Source organism: Zobellia russellii, assembly GCF_044597075.1.
GTDB lineage: Bacteria > Bacteroidota > Bacteroidia > Flavobacteriales > Flavobacteriaceae > Zobellia > Zobellia russellii.
This window is the reverse complement of sequence record NZ_CP139000.1, coordinates 4603208-4622563: the sequence shown is the minus strand read 5'-3', so window position 1 is coordinate 4622563 and position 19356 is coordinate 4603208. Positions and strand designations below refer to the sequence as shown.

The window sequence follows — 19356 nt, the reverse complement described above, 5'->3', positions numbered from 1 at the left end:
TTTTTGTAGAGAGCCTTAACAAAGATTTTTAATAGTTATGCGAATTGATAAGTACTTGTGGAGTACCCGTTATTTTAAGACCCGAAACATTGCCTCTACGGCCTGTAAAAAAGGTCAGGTAAGAATTAATGACCAAGTGGCGAAACCTTCTCGAGAAGTGTACCCAATGGATAAAATTATAGTGAGGAAGGAACAAATTAACCTACAACTAACGGTTCTGGACATTCCCAAAAGCAGAGTGGGTGCCAAATTGGTTGATATTTACCGTACGGATACGACTCCTAAAGAAGCTTTTGAACATAACGAACTTCTTAAACAGGCTAAAGAACATTACCGCAAGAAAGGAACCGGAAGACCTACTAAAAAAGACCGTCGTGATATTGAGGAGTATTTGGAAGACCCGAACCAAGCTCCTGAAGATTTTAAAAGCACCGAATAAAAAGAGTGAATTTGCATAGCGTTGGCTATCTTTGAATTGAAAATACCCGTTTATGGAGAACAAAATACTTACCCACCAGCAAATACAGCATAAAATAGAGCGTATAGCTTATCAGATATACGAGGCCAATGTTGAGGAAAAAGAAATTATTATTGCCGGTATAGATGGTGGAGGACTCAATTTTGCCAAAAAATTGCAACGGGTACTCAAAAAAGTAACCGATGCCGAAATAACACTTTGCAAGGTTATGATGGACAAAGAAAATCCATTACAAAGTGGCGTACAGACTTCTATTCCAGAATCGGAATACACAGATAAATCCATTGTGTTGGTAGATGATGTGCTTAACTCCGGTACTACCCTTATTTATGGTGTTCATCATTTTCTAAAAACACCGGTAAAACAACTTAAGACCGCTGTTCTAGTAAATAGAAACCATAAAAAATATCCTGTGAAGGCAGATTATAAAGGTATATCCTTATCTACTTCACTGCAAGAGCATGTACATGTACTGTTTCAGGCCAAAAATGATATGGTCTACCTAGACTAATAAGGCTCCCATTTCGGCCACAATTTCCTCTGGGTTTTTTCCGTCCGAACTAATGACCTTATCTGTTTGGTTATAGAAATAACTTCTTTCAAAAAGGTGCTTACCAATAAACTCCGGTAATTCATCTTCCGGTATATTCATTATTAACGGACGTTGGTCCTTTTCCTTTAAGAGACGATTGACAAGTTCGGCTATAGATACCTTTAGATAAATAGCATTTTTTGTAGCATCCAGAACTGCATGCATATTGTTACCATAACACGGGGTACCACCTCCTAAGGACAACACAAAATTGTCCTTTTGGGCAAGTACTTCATTTAGGTATGCGTATTCCTTTTTTCTAAAATAAATTTCTCCTTTAGTTTTGAAAATATCGGGTACGGACATTTGCTCTGCTTCCTCAATGTAGTTATCCAGATCTATAAATTCTAAACCTCTTTCTTTGGATAGCAACTTGCCAATTGTGCTCTTGCCACTACCCATATAACCCAACAATACTATTTTCACAATTTTATTTTAATGTAAAAGTGGCTTATTTCTAGGGGTTTTCAAAAAAAAATAAATTTATCTCAAAAAGGGCTTGGAAAATAAAGTAATCGACTTATATTTGCACCCGCATTGAGGGAATCAATCCTTATTTGTTATTGACCTGGTAGCTCAGTTGGTAGAGCATCTCCCTTTTAAGGAGAGGGTCCTGGGTTCGAGCCCCAGCCAGGTCACCAATTAAATAACAGCCTCTTGAACAAATAAAGAGGCTTTTTTATTTAATTATGTGAGCCGTTTTTTTTTAGAAAAATACACACATTAATTTTTGACATTATGACCTGGTAGCTCAGTTGGTAGAGCATCTCCCTTTTAAGGAGAGGGTCCTGGGTTCGAGCCCCAGCCAGGTCACAATTTGGGAAAAACCTAAAGTAAAAACCTCGTAAATCATGGATTTACGAGGTTTTTAAGTTTTTTGAAATTTCATATGTACAAAACCAACTAATCTAAGTTTTACTTGAACACCTATTACCTCCGGTTACTTTAGTCGGTATTTTTCTAGAGTAGCATTCATATCCAACATAAACTGAGCTCCCTTTATAAGGTCTTCCATATGATCAAGAATAGATTCATCTACTTTTAAGCAAATGTCTATTAGTGGGTTAGAGCACCAAATTTTATTACAAAAATTGCCTCCGCAATCTGCACAAGTGCACGGTTCTGTTGACTTATACACTATACTCAAAAGGTGATCTAGATCTTCTCTAGAAAGAAATATTCCAATAGTATCTACAATCATCTGCATTTCACAAATATGACTTGCAACCTTTGGCATTTTATATATTGCCCCGTAACCGTTCTGATATAGTAATTCCATTTTATACTGTTCACTAATTTGTATGGTTTCTATTAGTTTGCCGTTCCTAATTAATTTCAGGATTGCTCTATTCTTGTGCCCGCCTCTCTTCTATATTGATATAATCTGAATTGGATGGAGTACTGTTTATCTTACAAAAAGCCGGACACACTTAACTATGCCCGGCCTTGTCTAACTCAACTCAAACAAATTTTTTATAATCTTCTTATTGTAGAAGTGCATATTCAAATGAAGGATACCCTCTTACCCCACTTTCATTTACCAAAGCGGTAAACTTTAGTTTGTAGATATTGCCGTCAACGTCTTTTACAACAAAAAAGACATTTTCTTTTAATGATGGTAATGTACCGGGACCTCCCCCGTTTCTCCAATTGCTACCAATTGCCCTTTGGTCAGCATCAAAAGTGGCCTCGTCTATATCAGAAATGGTAAAGTCTCCATAGGATAAAGTTTCTGTGTTAACCATATATGCACTAACATTACCTATAGTATTGGTCGTGACAAAATCAGAATATCCATACGAACCAAAACCTTCTATTTCATTTGTAAAGACTGTAAAATTAAGATCCCATTTTTCCTTTTCAGGCTCCACACTTACAATAGATTCCGATACAAGACTCACAAACTGATAATTAAACCCAGAATCTTTGGAAACACTGATTTCCTTATGCGTTGTATCATCAAGACCTGCATATTGCAAGGTATAATCCGTACCGCTCCTCAGCACTCTAATTTTCATCCAACCTCTAGAATCGCCTGAAGTACTGACACTACCCGTCTCTGGCTCCGTTGTTCCTATCTCAGAACCCATATTTACCAAATAGACCTTGTTTTCTGTATCTGTAGCAGAAATTTCTTGAATTGCTGTTCCATTAACATCGCCGTTAGGCATATCTACATATACCGTATTGGCCGCATCAAAAGTACCCACGGCCACACTGCTTTGTAAATCTGCCACTTGTTCCGTAGTAACTTCATCAATATTTGTCTCATCTAGTTCAGCAACCGCCATATATAACGACCCATTAATGGCCACCCTAAATTCATCTCCATTATAAAAAGCCAAATCCCAGGCTTCACGATTTATGCTGGTCTGGTTTTGAGCACTAAGGTCTACATATACTTGGTTTGGTTGGTTTGGCCCACCAACTTCTGGAGCCATATTACCGCCTAGCGCAGCGGTTTCCTCAAACGCCACTTGTGTTGTTGTGGTTCCGTTAGACAGACCTCCTGTGACATTGACTGTACTGATTTCAAAGCTGATGTTCTTCTCCGTTCCCTCAACGGCATCTTTTAGTTTTTTGAATACGAACGATGCGTTTTCCGCTCCACTTGCAACCTCAACGGTAACCACACCGTTTACCGCAGCAGGAACCGTTACAAAATCTTCCGTATCTCCATAAACTGCATTTGTGCTTGTAAAGGATATATCTATGGAACCGCTTTCGGTTGCAGCAGTAGAAAACACCAGATTAATGTCCTTTTCAGCTTCAGTAGCCCCAAAGCTCACTGACGGATTTTCAAAAGCGACCACAAAATCATCTTTCATAACAGTACCGTCATCCGAATCACAGGCCGAAACCAGTAGAAGGAGTAAAAAAATAGATGTGAGTTTGATTGTAATTTTCATAAGTGTAAGTATTAGAAATTAAGGTTGTATAATAGTTTTAAGAAATATGATCTTCCGTAACCAAGCAGAGCGCTGCTTGTTGGATTAGAATGTACGGCCCCTCCCCCAGCAGAAACCGTTTTCACACGTGTAACGTTCATAAGGTTTCGTGCCCCAAGGGTTATCTGAAGTTTATTGTTATAAAATGATTTTTTCAGTGTCGCATCTAGCCAACTGTACTGGTCTTGTTCACCCTTAATAAAGATGACATCTCCATCTTCATTCTGATCCTGAAAAAATTGGTATTGTTTGCCGGTGTATTTGTAGTAGGCCGAAAAAAAGGTGTTCCATTTCGGAAATTTGTAGGACAGGTTACCGTTTAACTGCAACGAATAGAGGTAATCATCATTAAATTCCGTCTGACTTTCCAGTGTCTTGGACTGTCCGGAAAATGACACTCCACCACTTAATTGTACGTTATTGTAGGATAAAGCATTGGTAAGTGAAAGCCCCCACGTTTTATAGCTGTCTATGTTGTTATATTGAAAGGCTAACGGATTGGTATTAACTATAGTCAACTCAATTCTGTCATCAACCGACAGGAACCAAGTAGATAATTTGCTTTTCAAGGACCATGAGCTATCCTCTGCCCAAAACTCCTTTTTTAAATGTAAAAATGCCGAATACCCTCTTTCTGGATCAAGCGCTTCATTACCCCTTAGGTCATGATTGATATCTACAAAATAAGTAAACAACTCATCGTAATTAGGGCTTCTGGGCGAAGTTCCCAATACGGCTCGCAACTGATATCCGTTTCCAAAAAGATACCTAGAACTCAAAGAAAGTGCTGCTTGAGGATTAAATTTTGACGAAAAAAGTGCTCGCACTCCTGGCCTAACGGACAGTTTTTTGCTTAAAGCGTACTCAGCCGAAGCAAATGCATCATACGACTCCAACCGTCGTTTAATATGATCTGTCTCAAAATCTCCTGCCAAAGAAGAAGAATATCCATCTATAACACTTAGCTCGTACCCTAGCTGGTAACCTGACCAATCGTTTGTAAAAAGGTTATTAAGTGTGCCCCTTGAATAAAATCCCTTTCTAGACTCATATTCAAACCCCTCTTGATCAAATTTTTCCTCTGCCCTAATTCTATAATTATAGGTTTCAACATCCCGTTTTTGCTGCTGATAAGAGAAAGACGCATCATAATTTACCGTCTGGCCAAGATTTCCGGATAAATTTAAATGATGATTGAAACGTTGCGAATTAAAAATTTCATCGGATGCTGTTGGGTTGGTCGTTTGGGTCGCAGAATTCAAATTAGTACGTACCAATGAATCGTATCGGGACACTTCTTCGTCAAAATACTCAAACCTATAAAAGGCTTTAAACTTTCCGCCGGTATACCGTAAAAGTGCCTTGGCATTATTTTGCAATTTGGGCAACCACTCATAACCACGTTTACCATCGTTAAACTCATAAAACTGCCCTTTCCGTGTACCTAAATGACCCGCAAAATCATTTCGCGTATACGTACCGTTCACATACCATTTGGGAGAAATATTATGTCCTACTTTTAACGATTGAATATGGCGTCCTTCATCAAAAAAACCATATTCCTTACCAATAGTTTCTTCTTGTACATAAGGTGTTATTTGCCACTTGTATGCTGAAGATTTTTTTGTAATAATGTTGATAATCCCAGATACTGCATTGGCTCCGTATTGAACCCCCATAGAGCCTTCAACAATCTCAACTTGCTCAACATCATCTAAGTTTAATTGCGTTAAGTCCGTATTGTTGCCCAGCCCCTCATCATTAATTAGTGGAACATTGTCTATTAATATTTTAAAGTATTGAGAATCCAGTCCAAATAACTGCACCCCACTTTTTCCGGTAGACGCATTTGGCACAATGTTTATGTTCAATGTCTGGTTGAGTACATCTGCCAAGTTATTGGCAGCTAAATTATCTATTACCGCACGTGAAATGACTTTTACTTGAAAGACGGACCTATCTACACTCTGCTCATTATACTGTCCTGTTACAACAACTTCTTCAAGCTCTGTTGTTCTTGTGGAATCGCGTTTTTCTTGGGCATTTACTGAACGCAGTAAGATTACTGAAAATACTAGGGATAAAACGCGAACGGACATGAAAATTGTTTAGAATGATTCTTAATAGATTGCAAATATATATTTTATTTTTAATCAGTCTAAATAAATTTTATATTTTTGCTCCGGAAACAATTGACCCTATTAAACCTATATTTAAAATGAAAAAACTCCTTTTTTTATCCCTAGTTTGTCTATCAATGAGTTACCAGAGTAACGCCCAGAAGGACAAAAAAAATCAAGATATAGAAGCCATAAAAAAGATGTGCGGCTGCTATGAGGTAACTTTTAATTTTGCGGAAACCTTTAATTACAGCAACGACTCGCTCTACAAGCCCTCTAAAACAAAAGTGGATAAAGGACTGGAATGGGCCCAATTGGTTACGGATAAACCCAATAAAATTTCTATTCAGCATATCTTACAAGTAGGAAACCCTGCCGAACCCATGATCATAAAGCATTGGCGCCAAGATTGGTTATTTGAAAATACAGATTTCTATCTCTATAATGCCGGCAATAATTGGAAATACGATAGCAAAACCAATGAAGATGTTAAGGGACAATGGACACAAAAAGTCCATCAAGTAGATGACAGCCCTAGATATGAGGGCACAGCCACATGGGTGCATGTTGACGGTAAAAGTTATTGGGAAAACACCACTCCCGCTCCACTGCCGCGTAGAGAATATACTACTAGAGGAGATTACAACCTGACCATGCGGGGCAACCGGCATGAAATTACTTCCTACGGTTGGTTGCACGACCAGGATAATGACAAAATATTACGCAAAGAAGGCGCCGAAGACGTACTTATAGCAAAAGAAAAAGGATACAACACTTATGTAAAAGTAGACGACTCCCGCTGTAGTGCTGCAGCCCAGTGGTGGCAAGACCACAACAAAAAATGGGATATTGTTCGCTCCAAATGGGATGATGTATTTAACCGAAAAAAAGATTTACATCTAGCGGAAAAAGTAGACAATAAAGTACTTTACAAATATCTGTTTGATGATGATATCACCAAGAAGAAAGAAATTGAAACAATAATAGAATCATTTGTACAAAACGAAGCCAATTGAAAACGATTTATAAAGTCATAACCCTTCTTACTTTATGCCTCGTAAGCTTGGTAAGTTTTACCAAACCCGTTGAAGCCGCTAACTATAAATGTTTAATTCAGCTTACGAATTACACGGGTGAAGGTGCCTATCTTGTAGTTTCTTTGCTGAACAACCAAGAAGAGTATATAAAGACCCTTTACGTACAAGGAAACGATAAGGAGTGGTATAGAGATGTTGAAGAATGGTGGAAGCAACTTTACGGTATAAAACGGCCAGATATAGACGCCATAGTTGGTGAAACTATAACCGGCGGCCAACGCAAGATGGCCATCTTAGAAATACCTAAAGACAAAATTGACAAGGGTTTTAAAATACGGTTTGAATCTGCAGTTGAAGACCAAGAGTATTATAAAGATGACGTTCTGTTCAATTTGACTTCGGACAACTTAAAATCAAAAATAGAGGGTACTGGATATATACGCTATATTCGGCTTTTACCACAATAGCATATTTACTATTAAGCCCTAAAACGAAAAATTTTAGGGCTTAATTTTTTAAACGACTTCAAACCATAACATGTTTCTTTAATCTTCAAAAAACATGGGCTACAAAATATTGCCAACTATCCATTGGCCTATAATGGATCAACCGGGTAAATTTTCCTCACTCGGTTATATGATTATTCGTTAAGAAAATAATATAATTTACTTATAATCAATTGTTTAAAGAAAAAATAACATATAAAGGCACGCTCTTTGCTTATAATTCTTTAGGTATCATAGAAAAGAATGTACTTGTTCCCCATACTTCATACTAATCTATGAAAACCATAAGGTCTTAGTACATCTAAATACCGTAAACAGAAGTTTGTGAGATCCAATACCTACTCATCTTGGATTGAGGAAAACAATTAAAAATTTATGATCATGGGGAAAAAGCTTCTATTACCAACAGATTTTTCAAAAAATTCTTTGAACGCAATTGAATATGCCATAAAACTATATGAGCATGAAAAATGCGATTTTTATATTCTCAACATCTATTCCCAAGATAGGTATGGCCTTGATAGCCTCAACCGTCTAGACCCGGACGATGCTTTTAATAAGCTATCCGAAAAACGTTCAAAACAAGGTTTAGGAGATATTTTAACTCACTTGACTTTTGAGGATAAAAACCCCAAACATGCCTTTCATGTTCTTTCTCGTTCCACACTGCTATTAGATGCCATAGATGATATTATTAAATCTCTGCATATAAACATGGTCATCATGGGGGCCAAAGGCATGACAAACAAGCGAACTGGAAAATACGGAAAAACCACACTCTCTGTAATAGAAAGCGTTAGAAAATGTCCTGTTTTAGTAGTGCCGAGAAATGCCATCTTTAATCATCCAAAAGAAATCGTTCTTGCTACGGACTTTAAAACCGATTTCAATTTTTTTGATGTTAAGCAATTGGCTGAAATAGCAAAATTGAACAAATCCAGTATTCAAGTACTCAGTTTAGAAAGCGATGCTACTTTAAACCCTAAGCAAAAAGAGAATAAAATAATGCTTATCAAATATTTTGAAGATATAGACCTTGGCTTCAACATAGTACATAATGCAAAAATGGATATTGCATTGAACTGTTTCGTTAAAATTAGAAAAAGTAACATGGTAAGTTACGTTAATAAAAAACGAACGTTTTGGGAGAGGCTAGGTTTTGGAAAACATACATTGGGCAAATTAGGCTATTTTGAAAATATACCCGTACTCGCATTAAATGATAGGTAGAACACGTCTGTTAAACTACCTTATAAGAGCAGATTTACATCTGTCTATCACTTTTCTAAACCCATCAATTATTCCCCCTTTTATCCGTTCTTTATTCCTTCTTTGATGTAATTTTGCACCGGCAATAAAGAGCATAAAATCCATGGAAGAAGGTTTACACAGATTACTATACGATTACCTATTAAAAACAGGAATGAGCGACAGCCTAGCATCATACCTAAATTTAGGAATAGTACTGGTGGCGGCACTTATCCTAGCCTGGTTCTTAGACCTAATTATTTGGCGCGTTTTACGCTACATCTCTTTAAGGTTTGCCCGAAAGTCAAAAACCAACTTTGACAACTTTCTTGTTATCAATAAAGTACCTCGTTACGTAGCCCACATAATCCCTTTGCTAATTCTGTTCGAGTTTATTCCTTTTGCATTTTTTCATTTTGACTATGCAGGCCAACTGGCGCTTAAATTGCTGCAGATTTTATTTGTTGTCCTAACGATTTTAATAGTTAAAAGTCTCTTTACAAGTACCAATGATTACTTAAAGACCAAGCCTAGGTTTAGAGATAAACCCATGGACAGTTACATTCAAGTTTTTATGATTTTTGCATGGTTCATTGGTATCCTAACCATATTTGCCATAATCACAGATGTTCTCATCTGGAAGTTTTTCACGGCACTTGGTGCAGGCTCGGCCGTTATTCTTCTCATATTTAAAGATTCTATTTTAGGTCTGGTTGCCAGTATACAGGTTAGTATAAACGATATGGTGCGTATTGGCGACTGGATTACCTTTGAAAAATTTGGCGCAGATGGCGATGTTATAGAAATTACCTTGGCCACCGTAAAAGTCCAGAATTTTGATAAGACCATTACCACCATTCCTACCTACTCCCTTATTTCTGATTCTTTTAAAAACTGGAGAGGTATGGAAGTTTCGGGTGGAAGACGCATTAAAAGAGCTTTGATCATCAGTCAAAAAAGCATACGTTTTCTAACCGATGAGGATATGGAATCACTTGAAAAAATTCAGCTTATACAGCCTTATCTTATCAATCAGAATGAGCAAATCAACTCATACAACACCACCAATAAAATAGATAAAAATCTAGCTATAAACGGCAGGAACCTGACCAATATTGGTGTGTTCCGAAAATATGTAAACGATTATCTTCAAAACCATTCCGCCGTAAATAAGGGTATGACCTTAATGGTACGCCAACTAGCACCAACAGCACAAGGTATTCCTTTGGAAATATATGCTTTTAGTGCTGATAAGCGCTGGGAAAATTACGAGTATATCATGGCCGATATTTTTGACCACCTCTTGGCCGCATTGCCCTATTTCAATTTAGAGGTTTTTGAGCTTCCCACTTCCTTGAATGTGCCAACAGCTAATTAAGCCTCCATTACTAAAATTAAAACTAGATTGACCGGACGACGGTTACATCTTCTTTAAAAGAGCCACCCAGTCTTCATGTGCTAACCCGGATGTAGCCGGCGGGTTTCCGAGAGCTCTAACAGCACCTCCGGCAACGATCGGGATAGAGCCTTTTTGAAGTTCTCCTCCATTTAAAGGGTCAAACCAGAGCACCTCAAACTCTCCTGATTCCTCTGAAAGGTTGATCGTAGCCTCTTTTACTTGGGGAAGGAATGCCGCATAGACCTTACCTTTTTCCCTGAAACAATACGCCTCATCTATATTTACCAAATCATGTTGTGGCTGCATGTTCCAATACGGTAGGTTTTCTTGAAAGAACAAACGTGCGTGGTTTGATATTTTCCAAAGTCTATCCCGCTGGCGCCAATCTTCTGAAGTAAGATCGTTGTGCGGATGCTTGGCTCCAAAGTACCACTCCACTCCGGCTCCACCAGAAAGTAAACTTCCCCAAAGCACGTATTTTCGTAAAGTTTCATGGGTTGGATCTTCACTATCCAAAACAGCACCCTGAAACCATTTCCCTATCTCATCCATGGTAATCATCCACTCATGACCCGTTTCCTTAGATTTCGTCCTCCATTCTTCAACAACATTAGCAGCATGCTTTCTTTCGTCTTGCTGTAATGAGAGCCCATCTACATATTTATAGCCCACAATAGAGTCTAGAATTTCGCTTCTCAAAGGGGCATGAGCATGCGTATGTAACAATAGCGGATGATTGTAAGGGTCTGTCTCCTTAATAAATTTGGCCATAGCTTTTCTTTGCGCATCGTTCTGGCCCAAAGGTGACCATTCCGCAGGTCCATTTTCTTCTCCCAAGTTCCAAGTAAGGCCCAAATGGTGGCCAAAACGGGCTATCAACTCGCTTAAATAAAGCTTTCGCATAGGCCCGGTTTCTCCATTATCCAATAGCGTTTCATTCTCTGTTTCTTGTAATACAACGTGAAGCATCAACCCCTTTGATTGCATATGGCGAAAAACAATTTCCCATTGCTCCAGTTTGCTCACATCAAAACGGCTAAGCTCCTCCGGTTTTGTATATGGCCATACGTCTTTTCCATCACCAAGAATATTCATGGTCAAAAAATAAACGGTATTCATTCCTGTATCTGCAAGGTAATTTAAAGCCCCGATCAAAGCTTTTCCTTTACCATCCTTCCACGTTGGGTCTCCAGCTTTCCAGTCAGTTATGTGAGATGGATAGGAATGTATTTCATCTGTAGTGCTCGCCTCCCCTTCATCGTTAGAAGAAGCTATCCTATACGTACCATCAAAATCTACATAACCCAGCAAATTTTCTGGACTGTTGGCCCCCACTTTTAACCAATAAGTATCCGTATTTTTAAATTTGTAATAGCCCTTGGAGACCACAAGCCTTCCATTTGCCCTGAAATCCACCCCTTCTTTATCGGATTCAATTACTTTAAAACTGCCTTTGGCATTTGAAATAGACACCTCTTTTGCTTCTGACACGTTTTCCTGAATGGCGATGCTGTCTTTGTGGTACAATTTTGCGGAATAGCTCCAATCTCCCAGCAAATCCGGTGAAAAACGTACCCTCCAAATATTGCCTTTTTTTGCGCTAGTCTCCGAAGCATTCCCATCTGCCGCATAAAACCCTCTAATTTTATAGCTGGTCTGTGCATTTGTAAAAACCACCTCTAGACGATAATTTAAAAACGGATTGTCTTCTGCATCCTCCGAAGTTTCAGGACCTTCAAAATCTATTTCTACCGTGTGCCATTGCCGGTAAATTTCACTAGATATTGTAGTGTTGATGGTTTGGGCGGTATGAGAGTCTACAGTTGATACTTCTGTGACTACCGGTTCTGACTCGCTTCTTGAATTGTCCGTACCGGTTTTGGACACATTACAGCTTGATACTATAAAAAATACGGGCAGTGCCAACATAGTGATGCACTTTGATACTAAAAAACGTGTTCTGGAGAGTGAATGTATTTTCATTGACATAGGTTAATTAATTAAGAAGATTGGTTTTTGAACCGAACACTCTAGGGAATCTTATATTCAAAAGGCATTTTATTGCCCATTGATCCGCCTAAAGACGGTACAGCATATTTTACCGCAAGTCCGAAAATAGAATAAGAAATTCATTTCTCCAACCCTATTTCTTTAAATAGCTCACTAAAAAAAGCCATAAACTAAAATTAGTTTATGGCTTTCATACCAAACAGGCATTCGTTTATGAGTAACTCACAATTTTGCGTACCACGTTCGGGTCTATTTTTCTATAAGGTCTGCAAGTACCTTCTTAAACGTTTCTACGGGTTGTGCTCCTGTAAGTGCGCTCTTTTTATCAAAAACAAAAGTGGGTACGGAAGATACGCCAAGCCCCTGCCAATACTGTTCCTTGGAAGCTACCTCGTAACGGGCGGTATCATCATCTAAACGGGACATTGCTTCTTCCACATTTAAGCCAACGGCTTTCAATTCTTGAGCTAGAACTTCTCTATCGGACACATTCTTTCTTTCGCTAAAAAATGCGGAAACCAAACGCATCTTAAGTTCGGTCTGCTTTCCTTTTTCATGAGCGTATTCCAACAGAACATGTGCATCTCGGGTATTGGCCATTCTCATTTCATCAAAATAATCGAATGTAAAACCTAAATCTTCACCAAATTCCGTCATACGTTCCTGAGACAATTTTTGTTCCTCAAGAGATGAACCATATTTTTCGGCAATATGTTCTTGAACATTTTGTCCTTCTGCAGGCATATTCGGGTTTAGTTCAAAAGGCTGCCACTCCAATTCGATCCTATCCTCAACACCCAACTCGGAAATAGCACGTTCTAAACGCTTGTAACCAATTACACACCAAGGACAAACCACATCCGAAACCAAATCTATCTTTATCTTATCTGCCATAATTTATATCATATCATTTTTAACCAATAAATAATTTGCCAATCTCGTTTGGCAAACTCTCTATCTAAGACGATTTTGCCTATACAACCTTACTAATTTGAACTTGAGGTTTAGCATTTGTAAAATTAGGTAAATCGCTTAAAATCTTTTCTGCATTGGAACCGAACGATTCTTGGAAGGATTCTAACGAATCAAAAAGTAAATTCGCAATAACCGCGTATGGGGCTTGATCCGCAGGGGTTGCTCCGGTTAGTCCAAAATTAATATCCGACCCCTTAATGGCATCCCCCATTAAGTCTTCCAATAATTGACTGTGTTTTGTTGTGTAATATTCTTTATCGAACTCTAAATCTTCACTGTTCGGGTACAATACGGTTAACTTTATCATAGTACTTTTTTTTAAAAATTCATGAATAGGCCATCTATGCGAAAAAATTGACAAGCATTGTGTGTTCAATCCTTATTTATAAATGAAAAAATAAACCTCCCGCATAAAACGGAAGGTTTATATGTTGCCATCAAGCTTCATTAGCTTACAACATTAGGCAACTTCGTTTTCCTTTTTCCAAGCAAATTTCTCGAACGCAGCGTCAACCGGAGTTTCTGCAATGTGGTTCACATAGTTACTAATTACTTTTTGAGAAAGTCCCAAAATGATTTCCAACAATTGTCTTTCCTCATAACCCGCTGCATAAAATGTTTTAACATCTTTAGGGTCAATATACCCTCTATTGCGAACAATTTTAAGGGTAGTCTCATGAAGTACCTGTAACTTTTCGGATGGCAATTGAGTTCCGTTTCTTAGCGCTTCCGTAATAGCATCATCTACCTTCATCATTTTTGCGATTGCGGTATGTGCCGGTACACAATAATGACATTCGTGCTCCACGTTAATGGTTTGCCATACTACTGTAAGTTCATCATTATCAAATGAAGAGTTTACAAAAAGCTCGTGTATAGATTGGTATGCTTCCAAAAGACCAGGTGCCGAGGCCAATACGCCATGTAGATTAGGTATATTACCATACGCCTTTATTGATTTTTCCAATAGTGGCTTGCTATCTTCCGGTGCGGTTTCTAAAGTGTGAATCGTTAATGTACTCATAGTTCTAATTTTAATTTATTTATATTTCTAAGCAAACGCTTAGTTTATGGTTAAAAAATTTTTAAATATTCAAAAACGTTATTTCAATCGTATCATTGATTTGGTTTTGGTCGAAAACTTTTGATGAAACTGACAAACCCAACAAACTATTCATTAAATAATTTGACTGCCTAATAGCTTCTTCTTGAGTTTTTCCTTCCTCTTGCAAAAGATTATCTACAAATAGTTGCTTGATGCTATTGGCAAATTCTATTAACTGCTCCATAATTACTGGGTCTGCATCTGCGTTAATTTCATTTACGGTATTGGTTACCAAACATCCCTTATTTTTCCCATCTTCTTTTGCAAACTCCAAGAAATCATAAAAATATTGCTTAATACCTTCCTTACCATTATTAGACTTAGAAAGTTTATCCGTTATGACGCGTACACGCTTTCGGTAGGCATTAATGCTTTCAACAAAAACCCCTTGCTTATTCCCAAAGCTAGAATAAATAGAAAATTGGTTAATCCCCATTTCCTTTTCAAGCATACGAACCGTAGTAGCCTCATAACCATTTCTCCAAAAAAGAGCTGTGGCCTTTTCAATTACTTCATCTTCGTTATATTGCTTTCTTCTAGCCATTATTTCTAAACTACAATACAAAACTAAGCACTTGCTTTGAAACGAACAAAAAATTAAGAATACTTTAGCTTTAGGGCATAAAAAAACAGCTCAAACCTTTAATTCATAGCCCCATGAATTAAAATTTTGAACTGTCAACTAATTAAGGAATATATTGAATTATCTGTACGATACAGCAATCTTGGCGAGTTGGCCAACAATTTTAACTGAATCCTTCATAGAAAGTTTAGAACCGTCTGCATGAATCCATCGTTTTAATGGTTGCTCACAAATAACGCGTTTTGCTTCTTCTTTACCATAGTGTTTTCTCATGCGCATAAAAATCTCCACATCAAAAAGCCATTTGGTAATAAATTTTTTGTTGAACATGGTAGAAGCTATCTCACGGTCCATTATTTTGGCCCCACATTGGGTGTCCTTAAACGGCATACCAAGAATAGTCTGTATGATCATATTGATGGTCATGCTTATAATTTTACGAGCCGACTCTTTGGTGATGTTCGCCCCCATTCTACTGATTCTGGAACCACTTACAATTTTAAACTCCGAGTTTTCAATGGTTTTTACTAAATCATCAAAATCTCTAAAATCAGTTGAAAGATCGGCATCTAAATATCCTAGATAATCTAACTGCTCATCTTTTATCATGTGCAAAATTCCCTGTCGTACCGCTTCCGCCTTACCACCGTTCTTTTCACAATCATAAACGCTTATATTGGATTCATGCCCTTTGCGTAGTTCATGCAGTACTTCTAAAGTTCTGTCTGTACTTCCATCATTTACAAAGCATAAATGGTAGCCCAAATTCTTGTGTGCAAATTCCTTAAATTCAGGACCGGACAAACGGTCTTCTTCATTATAGCAAGGAATTATTACACCCACGCAATTCTTTTGAAGCATACGCGCATTATCACTCGCTACCGTTTCTTTCTGAATATCAGGTGCTCCGATAATTCGTTTTATACGTGCCGCCATTTCGTCTAGGCTCACGGGCTTTTTCATGTAGTCGTTAATTCCTAAATCAAAACCATCTACAATGATTTTTTCATCGGTATTACCTGACATAACCAGAATAGGTGTTTCGGATTTCTTATCGACCCGTATATGCTCAACTACTTTAAGACCGGACATACCTGGCATATTTATATCTACCAAGACCAAATCTGGCTGAAAACTATCAAATACTTCTATGCCCTGTTCTCCAGAACTGGCCGTTTTAACCTCATAACCTAATTCTAGTAATCTCTTTTCAACTGAAAGCAAAATCAATTGCTGGTCGTCTATGGTTAATATTTTCATGGTGGTATATTTTATTAAGAAGTGGGAACCTATTTTTTATGCTTTTACTTTTTCGTGGGTTAGTCCAATGGCGTTAACGTCTATAATCTGCCCTTTGGATTTTTGAACCTGAATAGCCTTAAAATAATCCAGATACATCTGGGTAATGGTACTCATAGGCAATGAACATGCAGCCGCATAATTGGTTTTGGCCAACTCCGCTCTATAGGCATCATCCGTGAGTATTTTTTCTATGGCGTCCGCTAATGAATTTTTGTCCTCGGGTAAAAAGAACTCGCCCCTATACCCTTCTTCTTTAACTAGCACGCTTAAGTCTCCCAAATCAGGAAGGGCAACTGCTTTTCCGTAGCTTCCGGCTTGGTGCAATACACCCGAACTACCTGTGGTAGAGGTATACGGGAAGACCACTACCGCACTTTCTCCAAAAATAACGGGCACGTCCTCTTCGGCTACATAGCCTGTAAATCGTATTTGCGGTACATGGCTGTATATTTCTTCCATCTTCTTAAGGTAGCCTGGTGTATTAGGACTATCCGTTCCGGCAATTACAATTTCTATATCTTCATTGCTCCTATTACGAATTACCTCTATTGCCTCAATAAGTACCTCAACCTTTTTGTAGGTCCCGAACTTCCCGAAAGCCATTACCTGTTTTGGTCCAGCTGGAAGATTAAAATCCGGTTCTGGTGGAGTTTCAAAAGAGCCGTGAGGAATTAATGCTATATTTTTTGCTTTATATTTCTTCTCAAGGATGGTTACGTATTTGCTTATGGTCACGGCTAAAATATCCGATGCAAGAACAAACTTGGTCAAGGTCGTACCTATAAAACCATATATGCTCTGTAATATTTTGCTTTTGGTAAAACCGGCACTATCCAAATCTACCTGCTCTAAAATATTATGCAATAATGATATGGTAGGAATTCCTTTAAATTTGGTTGCATAAGGCAACATTAATCCTAAAGCTGCAGGTATTTTTTTATCACCGAATTTCAGGAACTGTAAATTATAAAGTACGGCATCTGGCTTATGGGTTTTAATAGCTTTGTTTACTGTAAGTAAATTAGAATAGCTATTGAACTCCCAGCATTCCGAAACGGTTATCTTACAACCTTCCCCTTCAAAAGAAAGATCCTTTGGAGCTTCGGTCTTATCCGTCATTAAAATGATTTCAGTTACTTCTTCTTGTAATCTAAAATGCTTTACAAGATAATATCCGTACTCCGTTAAGGTTACCTTACTGGGCGGATATGCAGTTACAATGGCTAGTTTCATACTATAGGTTTGATAGATTTGGGACTATTTAATTATATTTCTGGATTTTAATTTTTTCAACTTTCGGATATACTTTTCTTTCTTATTTCTTTATTCGAAAAATACATCAACTGGACTACCAATAATATACTCATGGCTATTAATTGCATATACACCACACTTTCTAAAGTGTCATGATACAATACCACTAACACAATTTGCGAAAGACCCAATACACCGGATAATATAACCGGCACATAATGATCCAACGATAAAAAATAATAAGCGAAAATATTGGAGATGGCAAAGAGCGATGTTGCCAAAGCATATTGCCATAATAAACTGGACATGGCTATATAGGAATCGCCGAACATTAATGATATTATCAATTCAGGGAACAAATAACATACTACAACAATGCCTGCTGAAAGTAGCCCGATGTAGGATACATATTTAAATAAAACGGGAGCTGTTGGCTCGCCATCTTTTTGTTTTTGCACCACTACCGGAAGCAATAACATGACGAACATCCATGCTACAAAATACACCACCCTTCCAATTAAGGCCAGTGAAGCGTAAAGACCGGCTTCCATAGGTTCAAAGTAATGCTTTACCAAAAGCACATCGCTATTATTGATTATGATTTGCGTGAACTCATAACAGGCAGTCAACCAAATAAACTGAGAAACCCGTTTTGTGTTTTCTCCATCAAGCTTTCTAGTTTCCCTAAAGGATATTGATGTGCTATCGGATGGAAAAAGTCCAAAAAGAAAAGAAAGGAAAATGCCCAATGCCACCAATGTTCCCGGTTCTATATCCAATAGAAAAAGTAAAAGCATCGTAAGCACCAACCTACTCCACATCTCCGTCTGGTAGGTGATCGACAGTTTTCCAAATTCCTGTCTGCCCTGGTATGCTCCTCTATTTACACTCATAAAAAAGTAAATAGGTATACCCAGACCAAATATGATAAACATCCAATGACTTTCCGTATTGAAAAGTGCTTGTAATTGTTTAGAAAAAATAAGAATGAGTACTCCAATGATGAGACCAACTACACTAGCTTGACGATAGGTTATGTTTTTGAAAATATCCCATTCCTTACCAGAGAATATAACCGCGAATTTTGCCGTAGCCAGTTGAAAGGTCATTCCCATAAAGGATAGTACCAATAATAAGGTGACAAGGAGTGCCGCTTCCGAAAATGCCGCTGGTCCTAATAACCTACCTAATAAAAGGTTATACAAGTAGTTTCCCCCATTGACCAAAAGCACGCTTCCCATGAACAATTGTTCCTGAGAAACTTTCTTAAACATTAACTTAATGGCAGTCATATTTGGTATGGTCTTAGTTTATGCTGTTTTTCTTTTATTATGTGCTTTCTTGAACATTTTAGTTTTTAAAATATATAGCTATCTGGGATTCAAATATGTAGCAGCAAGATTTTGTTCAAAATATAAGCTTGATACCTAAACGGAATTTTATAAGATTATTGTAGGATTAAACTTATAATCGATAAAATGTAGCATTTCATAGAACTAATCGGCATTTTATCGATAAAATGTACATGCAAAAGCAGAACCTTCATATTTCATTAGAGTATTAATGATTTATTCCTAGGATGCCTTCTAACGTCTGTAATAGAACCCTTTAAAATCAATAATTGGAAACTAAAACAGTTCTTTAATGGCTTTAGATAGGCCGCTTTTTTAAAACAAATTTCAGTCAAACTACCTTAATTCAGACCTATAAAAGTCCATCTACACTTAACCGTAGATGAATGGCTTAAAGCAATAGACAAGCAATACCATCGACGAAATACAATATTAATAGCATTATAA

At 37.7% G+C, this 19356-nt stretch carries 18 protein-coding genes and 2 tRNA genes; 8 read left to right on the top strand and 12 right to left on the bottom strand.

All coding sequences use genetic code 11. From position 1 onward, the window contains the following. Positions 1–37: 37 nt before the first annotated feature. Both SJY45_RS19025 and SJY45_RS19020 read left to right on the top strand, forming a co-directional pair. Positions 38–439 (top strand): RNA-binding S4 domain-containing protein, encoded by a 402-nt coding sequence (locus tag SJY45_RS19025; protein ID WP_215912744.1) that lies wholly within the window; start codon positions 38–40, stop codon positions 437–439. Between the two features lie 52 nt (positions 440–491). Then, positions 492–989: a phosphoribosyltransferase family protein gene (locus tag SJY45_RS19020; RefSeq protein WP_215441854.1), complete on the top strand. Its 498-nt coding sequence runs from the start codon at positions 492–494 to the stop codon at positions 987–989. Here the strand turns inward: SJY45_RS19020 and SJY45_RS19015 are convergent. Next, positions 981–1496 carry a shikimate kinase gene (locus SJY45_RS19015; RefSeq protein WP_400072758.1) on the bottom strand — a complete coding sequence of 172 codons (516 nt, stop codon included), beginning with the start codon at positions 1494–1496 and terminating at the stop codon, positions 981–983. The two genes, SJY45_RS19020 and SJY45_RS19015, sit on opposite strands and share 9 nt — an antisense overlap. Before the next feature lie 139 nt (positions 1497–1635). Between SJY45_RS19015 and SJY45_RS19010 the strand changes: the two genes are divergently transcribed. Next, positions 1636–1711: transfer RNA gene (locus SJY45_RS19010), tRNA-Lys, on the top strand. 99 nt (positions 1712–1810) lie between these two features. Beyond that, positions 1811–1883 (top strand) — tRNA-Lys (locus SJY45_RS19005). Between the two features lie 127 nt (positions 1884–2010). On the opposite strand, the gene SJY45_RS19000 is transcribed toward SJY45_RS19005, so the two are convergent. The 3 genes from SJY45_RS19000 to SJY45_RS18990 all read right to left on the bottom strand — a co-directional run bounded on the left by SJY45_RS19000 (position 2011) and on the right by SJY45_RS18990 (position 6117). Beyond that, entirely contained in the window at positions 2011–2349 is a 339-nt protein-coding gene (locus tag SJY45_RS19000) for a hypothetical protein (protein WP_215441851.1), read from the bottom strand. A 205-nt stretch (positions 2350–2554) separates the two neighbouring features. Beyond that, a complete protein-coding gene (locus SJY45_RS18995; protein ID WP_400072756.1) occupies positions 2555–3979 on the bottom strand; it encodes an HmuY family protein in 1425 nt (474 codons plus the stop codon). Between the two features lie 11 nt (positions 3980–3990). After that, the gene (locus tag SJY45_RS18990; protein WP_400072754.1) at positions 3991–6117 is read right to left on the bottom strand and encodes a TonB-dependent receptor plug domain-containing protein; all 2127 of its coding nucleotides are present in this window, start codon (positions 6115–6117) and stop codon (positions 3991–3993) included. Positions 6118–6236: 119 nt separating this feature from the next. On the opposite strand from SJY45_RS18990, the gene SJY45_RS18985 reads away from it, so the two are divergent. From SJY45_RS18985 to SJY45_RS18970, 4 genes are all read left to right on the top strand, one after another. After that, positions 6237–7154 (top strand): DUF6607 family protein, encoded by a 918-nt coding sequence (locus SJY45_RS18985; protein WP_400072752.1) that lies wholly within the window; start codon positions 6237–6239, stop codon positions 7152–7154. Further along, positions 7151–7642, top strand: coding sequence for a DUF2271 domain-containing protein (locus SJY45_RS18980; protein WP_215441848.1), 492 nt, complete (start codon positions 7151–7153; stop codon positions 7640–7642). Before SJY45_RS18985 ends, SJY45_RS18980 begins: the two co-directional genes overlap by 4 nt. A 420-nt stretch (positions 7643–8062) precedes the next feature. Then, complete coding sequence (locus tag SJY45_RS18975) at positions 8063–8911, top strand: universal stress protein (RefSeq protein WP_215441847.1); 849 nt, start codon at positions 8063–8065, stop codon at positions 8909–8911. 142 nt (positions 8912–9053) lie between these two features. Next, positions 9054–10307 (top strand): mechanosensitive ion channel family protein, encoded by a 1254-nt coding sequence (locus SJY45_RS18970; protein ID WP_400072749.1) that lies wholly within the window; start codon positions 9054–9056, stop codon positions 10305–10307. Positions 10308–10349: 42 nt separating this feature from the next. Here the strand turns inward: SJY45_RS18970 and SJY45_RS18965 are convergent, their stop codons facing one another. From SJY45_RS18965 to SJY45_RS18930, 8 genes are all read right to left on the bottom strand, one after another. Then, positions 10350–12311: a DUF5060 domain-containing protein gene (locus tag SJY45_RS18965; RefSeq protein WP_400072747.1), complete on the bottom strand. Its 1962-nt coding sequence runs from the start codon at positions 12309–12311 to the stop codon at positions 10350–10352. A 276-nt stretch (positions 12312–12587) separates the two neighbouring features. Further along, positions 12588–13232 (bottom strand): DsbA family oxidoreductase, encoded by a 645-nt coding sequence (locus SJY45_RS18960; protein ID WP_400072745.1) that lies wholly within the window; start codon positions 13230–13232, stop codon positions 12588–12590. Positions 13233–13311: 79 nt separating this feature from the next. Beyond that, positions 13312–13620 carry an EthD family reductase gene (locus tag SJY45_RS18955; protein WP_400072743.1) on the bottom strand — a complete coding sequence of 103 codons (309 nt, stop codon included), beginning with the start codon at positions 13618–13620 and terminating at the stop codon, positions 13312–13314. A gap of 153 nt (positions 13621–13773) precedes the next feature. Then, the gene (locus tag SJY45_RS18950) at positions 13774–14337 is read right to left on the bottom strand and encodes a carboxymuconolactone decarboxylase family protein (RefSeq protein WP_400072742.1); all 564 of its coding nucleotides are present in this window, start codon (positions 14335–14337) and stop codon (positions 13774–13776) included. A gap of 61 nt (positions 14338–14398) precedes the next feature. After that, positions 14399–14962 carry a TetR/AcrR family transcriptional regulator gene (locus tag SJY45_RS18945; protein ID WP_400072740.1) on the bottom strand — a complete coding sequence of 188 codons (564 nt, stop codon included), beginning with the start codon at positions 14960–14962 and terminating at the stop codon, positions 14399–14401. A 159-nt stretch (positions 14963–15121) separates the two neighbouring features. Continuing rightward, positions 15122–16261, bottom strand: a complete 1140-nt coding sequence (locus SJY45_RS18940; RefSeq protein WP_400072738.1) for a response regulator — start codon at positions 16259–16261, stop codon at positions 15122–15124. Positions 16262–16297: 36 nt separating this feature from the next. Then, a complete protein-coding gene (locus tag SJY45_RS18935; protein ID WP_400072736.1) occupies positions 16298–17536 on the bottom strand; it encodes a glycosyltransferase in 1239 nt (412 codons plus the stop codon). 56 nt (positions 17537–17592) lie between these two features. After that, positions 17593–18849: an oligosaccharide flippase family protein gene (locus SJY45_RS18930; protein ID WP_400072734.1), complete on the bottom strand. Its 1257-nt coding sequence runs from the start codon at positions 18847–18849 to the stop codon at positions 17593–17595. Between the last annotated feature and the right edge of the window lie 507 nt (positions 18850–19356).

Coding starts and splice junctions, on each gene's coding strand:
- SJY45_RS19025 (WP_215912744.1), top strand. CDS start 38: ATGCGAATTGATAAGTACTTGTGGAGTACCCGTTATTTTAAGACCCGA.
- SJY45_RS19020 (WP_215441854.1), top strand. CDS start 492: ATGGAGAACAAAATACTTACCCACCAGCAAATACAGCATAAAATAGAG.
- SJY45_RS19000 (WP_215441851.1), bottom strand. CDS start 2,349: ATGGAATTACTATATCAGAACGGTTACGGGGCAATATATAAAATGCCA.
- SJY45_RS18995 (WP_400072756.1), bottom strand. CDS start 3,979: ATGAAAATTACAATCAAACTCACATCTATTTTTTTACTCCTTCTACTG.
- SJY45_RS18990 (WP_400072754.1), bottom strand. CDS start 6,117: ATGTCCGTTCGCGTTTTATCCCTAGTATTTTCAGTAATCTTACTGCGT.
- SJY45_RS18985 (WP_400072752.1), top strand. CDS start 6,237: ATGAAAAAACTCCTTTTTTTATCCCTAGTTTGTCTATCAATGAGTTAC.
- SJY45_RS18975 (WP_215441847.1), top strand. CDS start 8,063: ATGGGGAAAAAGCTTCTATTACCAACAGATTTTTCAAAAAATTCTTTG.
- SJY45_RS18970 (WP_400072749.1), top strand. CDS start 9,054: ATGGAAGAAGGTTTACACAGATTACTATACGATTACCTATTAAAAACA.
- SJY45_RS18965 (WP_400072747.1), bottom strand. CDS start 12,311: ATGAAAATACATTCACTCTCCAGAACACGTTTTTTAGTATCAAAGTGC.
- SJY45_RS18960 (WP_400072745.1), bottom strand. CDS start 13,232: ATGGCAGATAAGATAAAGATAGATTTGGTTTCGGATGTGGTTTGTCCT.
- SJY45_RS18955 (WP_400072743.1), bottom strand. CDS start 13,620: ATGATAAAGTTAACCGTATTGTACCCGAACAGTGAAGATTTAGAGTTC.
- SJY45_RS18950 (WP_400072742.1), bottom strand. CDS start 14,337: ATGAGTACATTAACGATTCACACTTTAGAAACCGCACCGGAAGATAGC.
- SJY45_RS18945 (WP_400072740.1), bottom strand. CDS start 14,962: ATGGCTAGAAGAAAGCAATATAACGAAGATGAAGTAATTGAAAAGGCC.
- SJY45_RS18940 (WP_400072738.1), bottom strand. CDS start 16,261: ATGAAAATATTAACCATAGACGACCAGCAATTGATTTTGCTTTCAGTT.
- SJY45_RS18935 (WP_400072736.1), bottom strand. CDS start 17,536: ATGAAACTAGCCATTGTAACTGCATATCCGCCCAGTAAGGTAACCTTA.
- SJY45_RS18930 (WP_400072734.1), bottom strand. CDS start 18,849: ATGACTGCCATTAAGTTAATGTTTAAGAAAGTTTCTCAGGAACAATTG.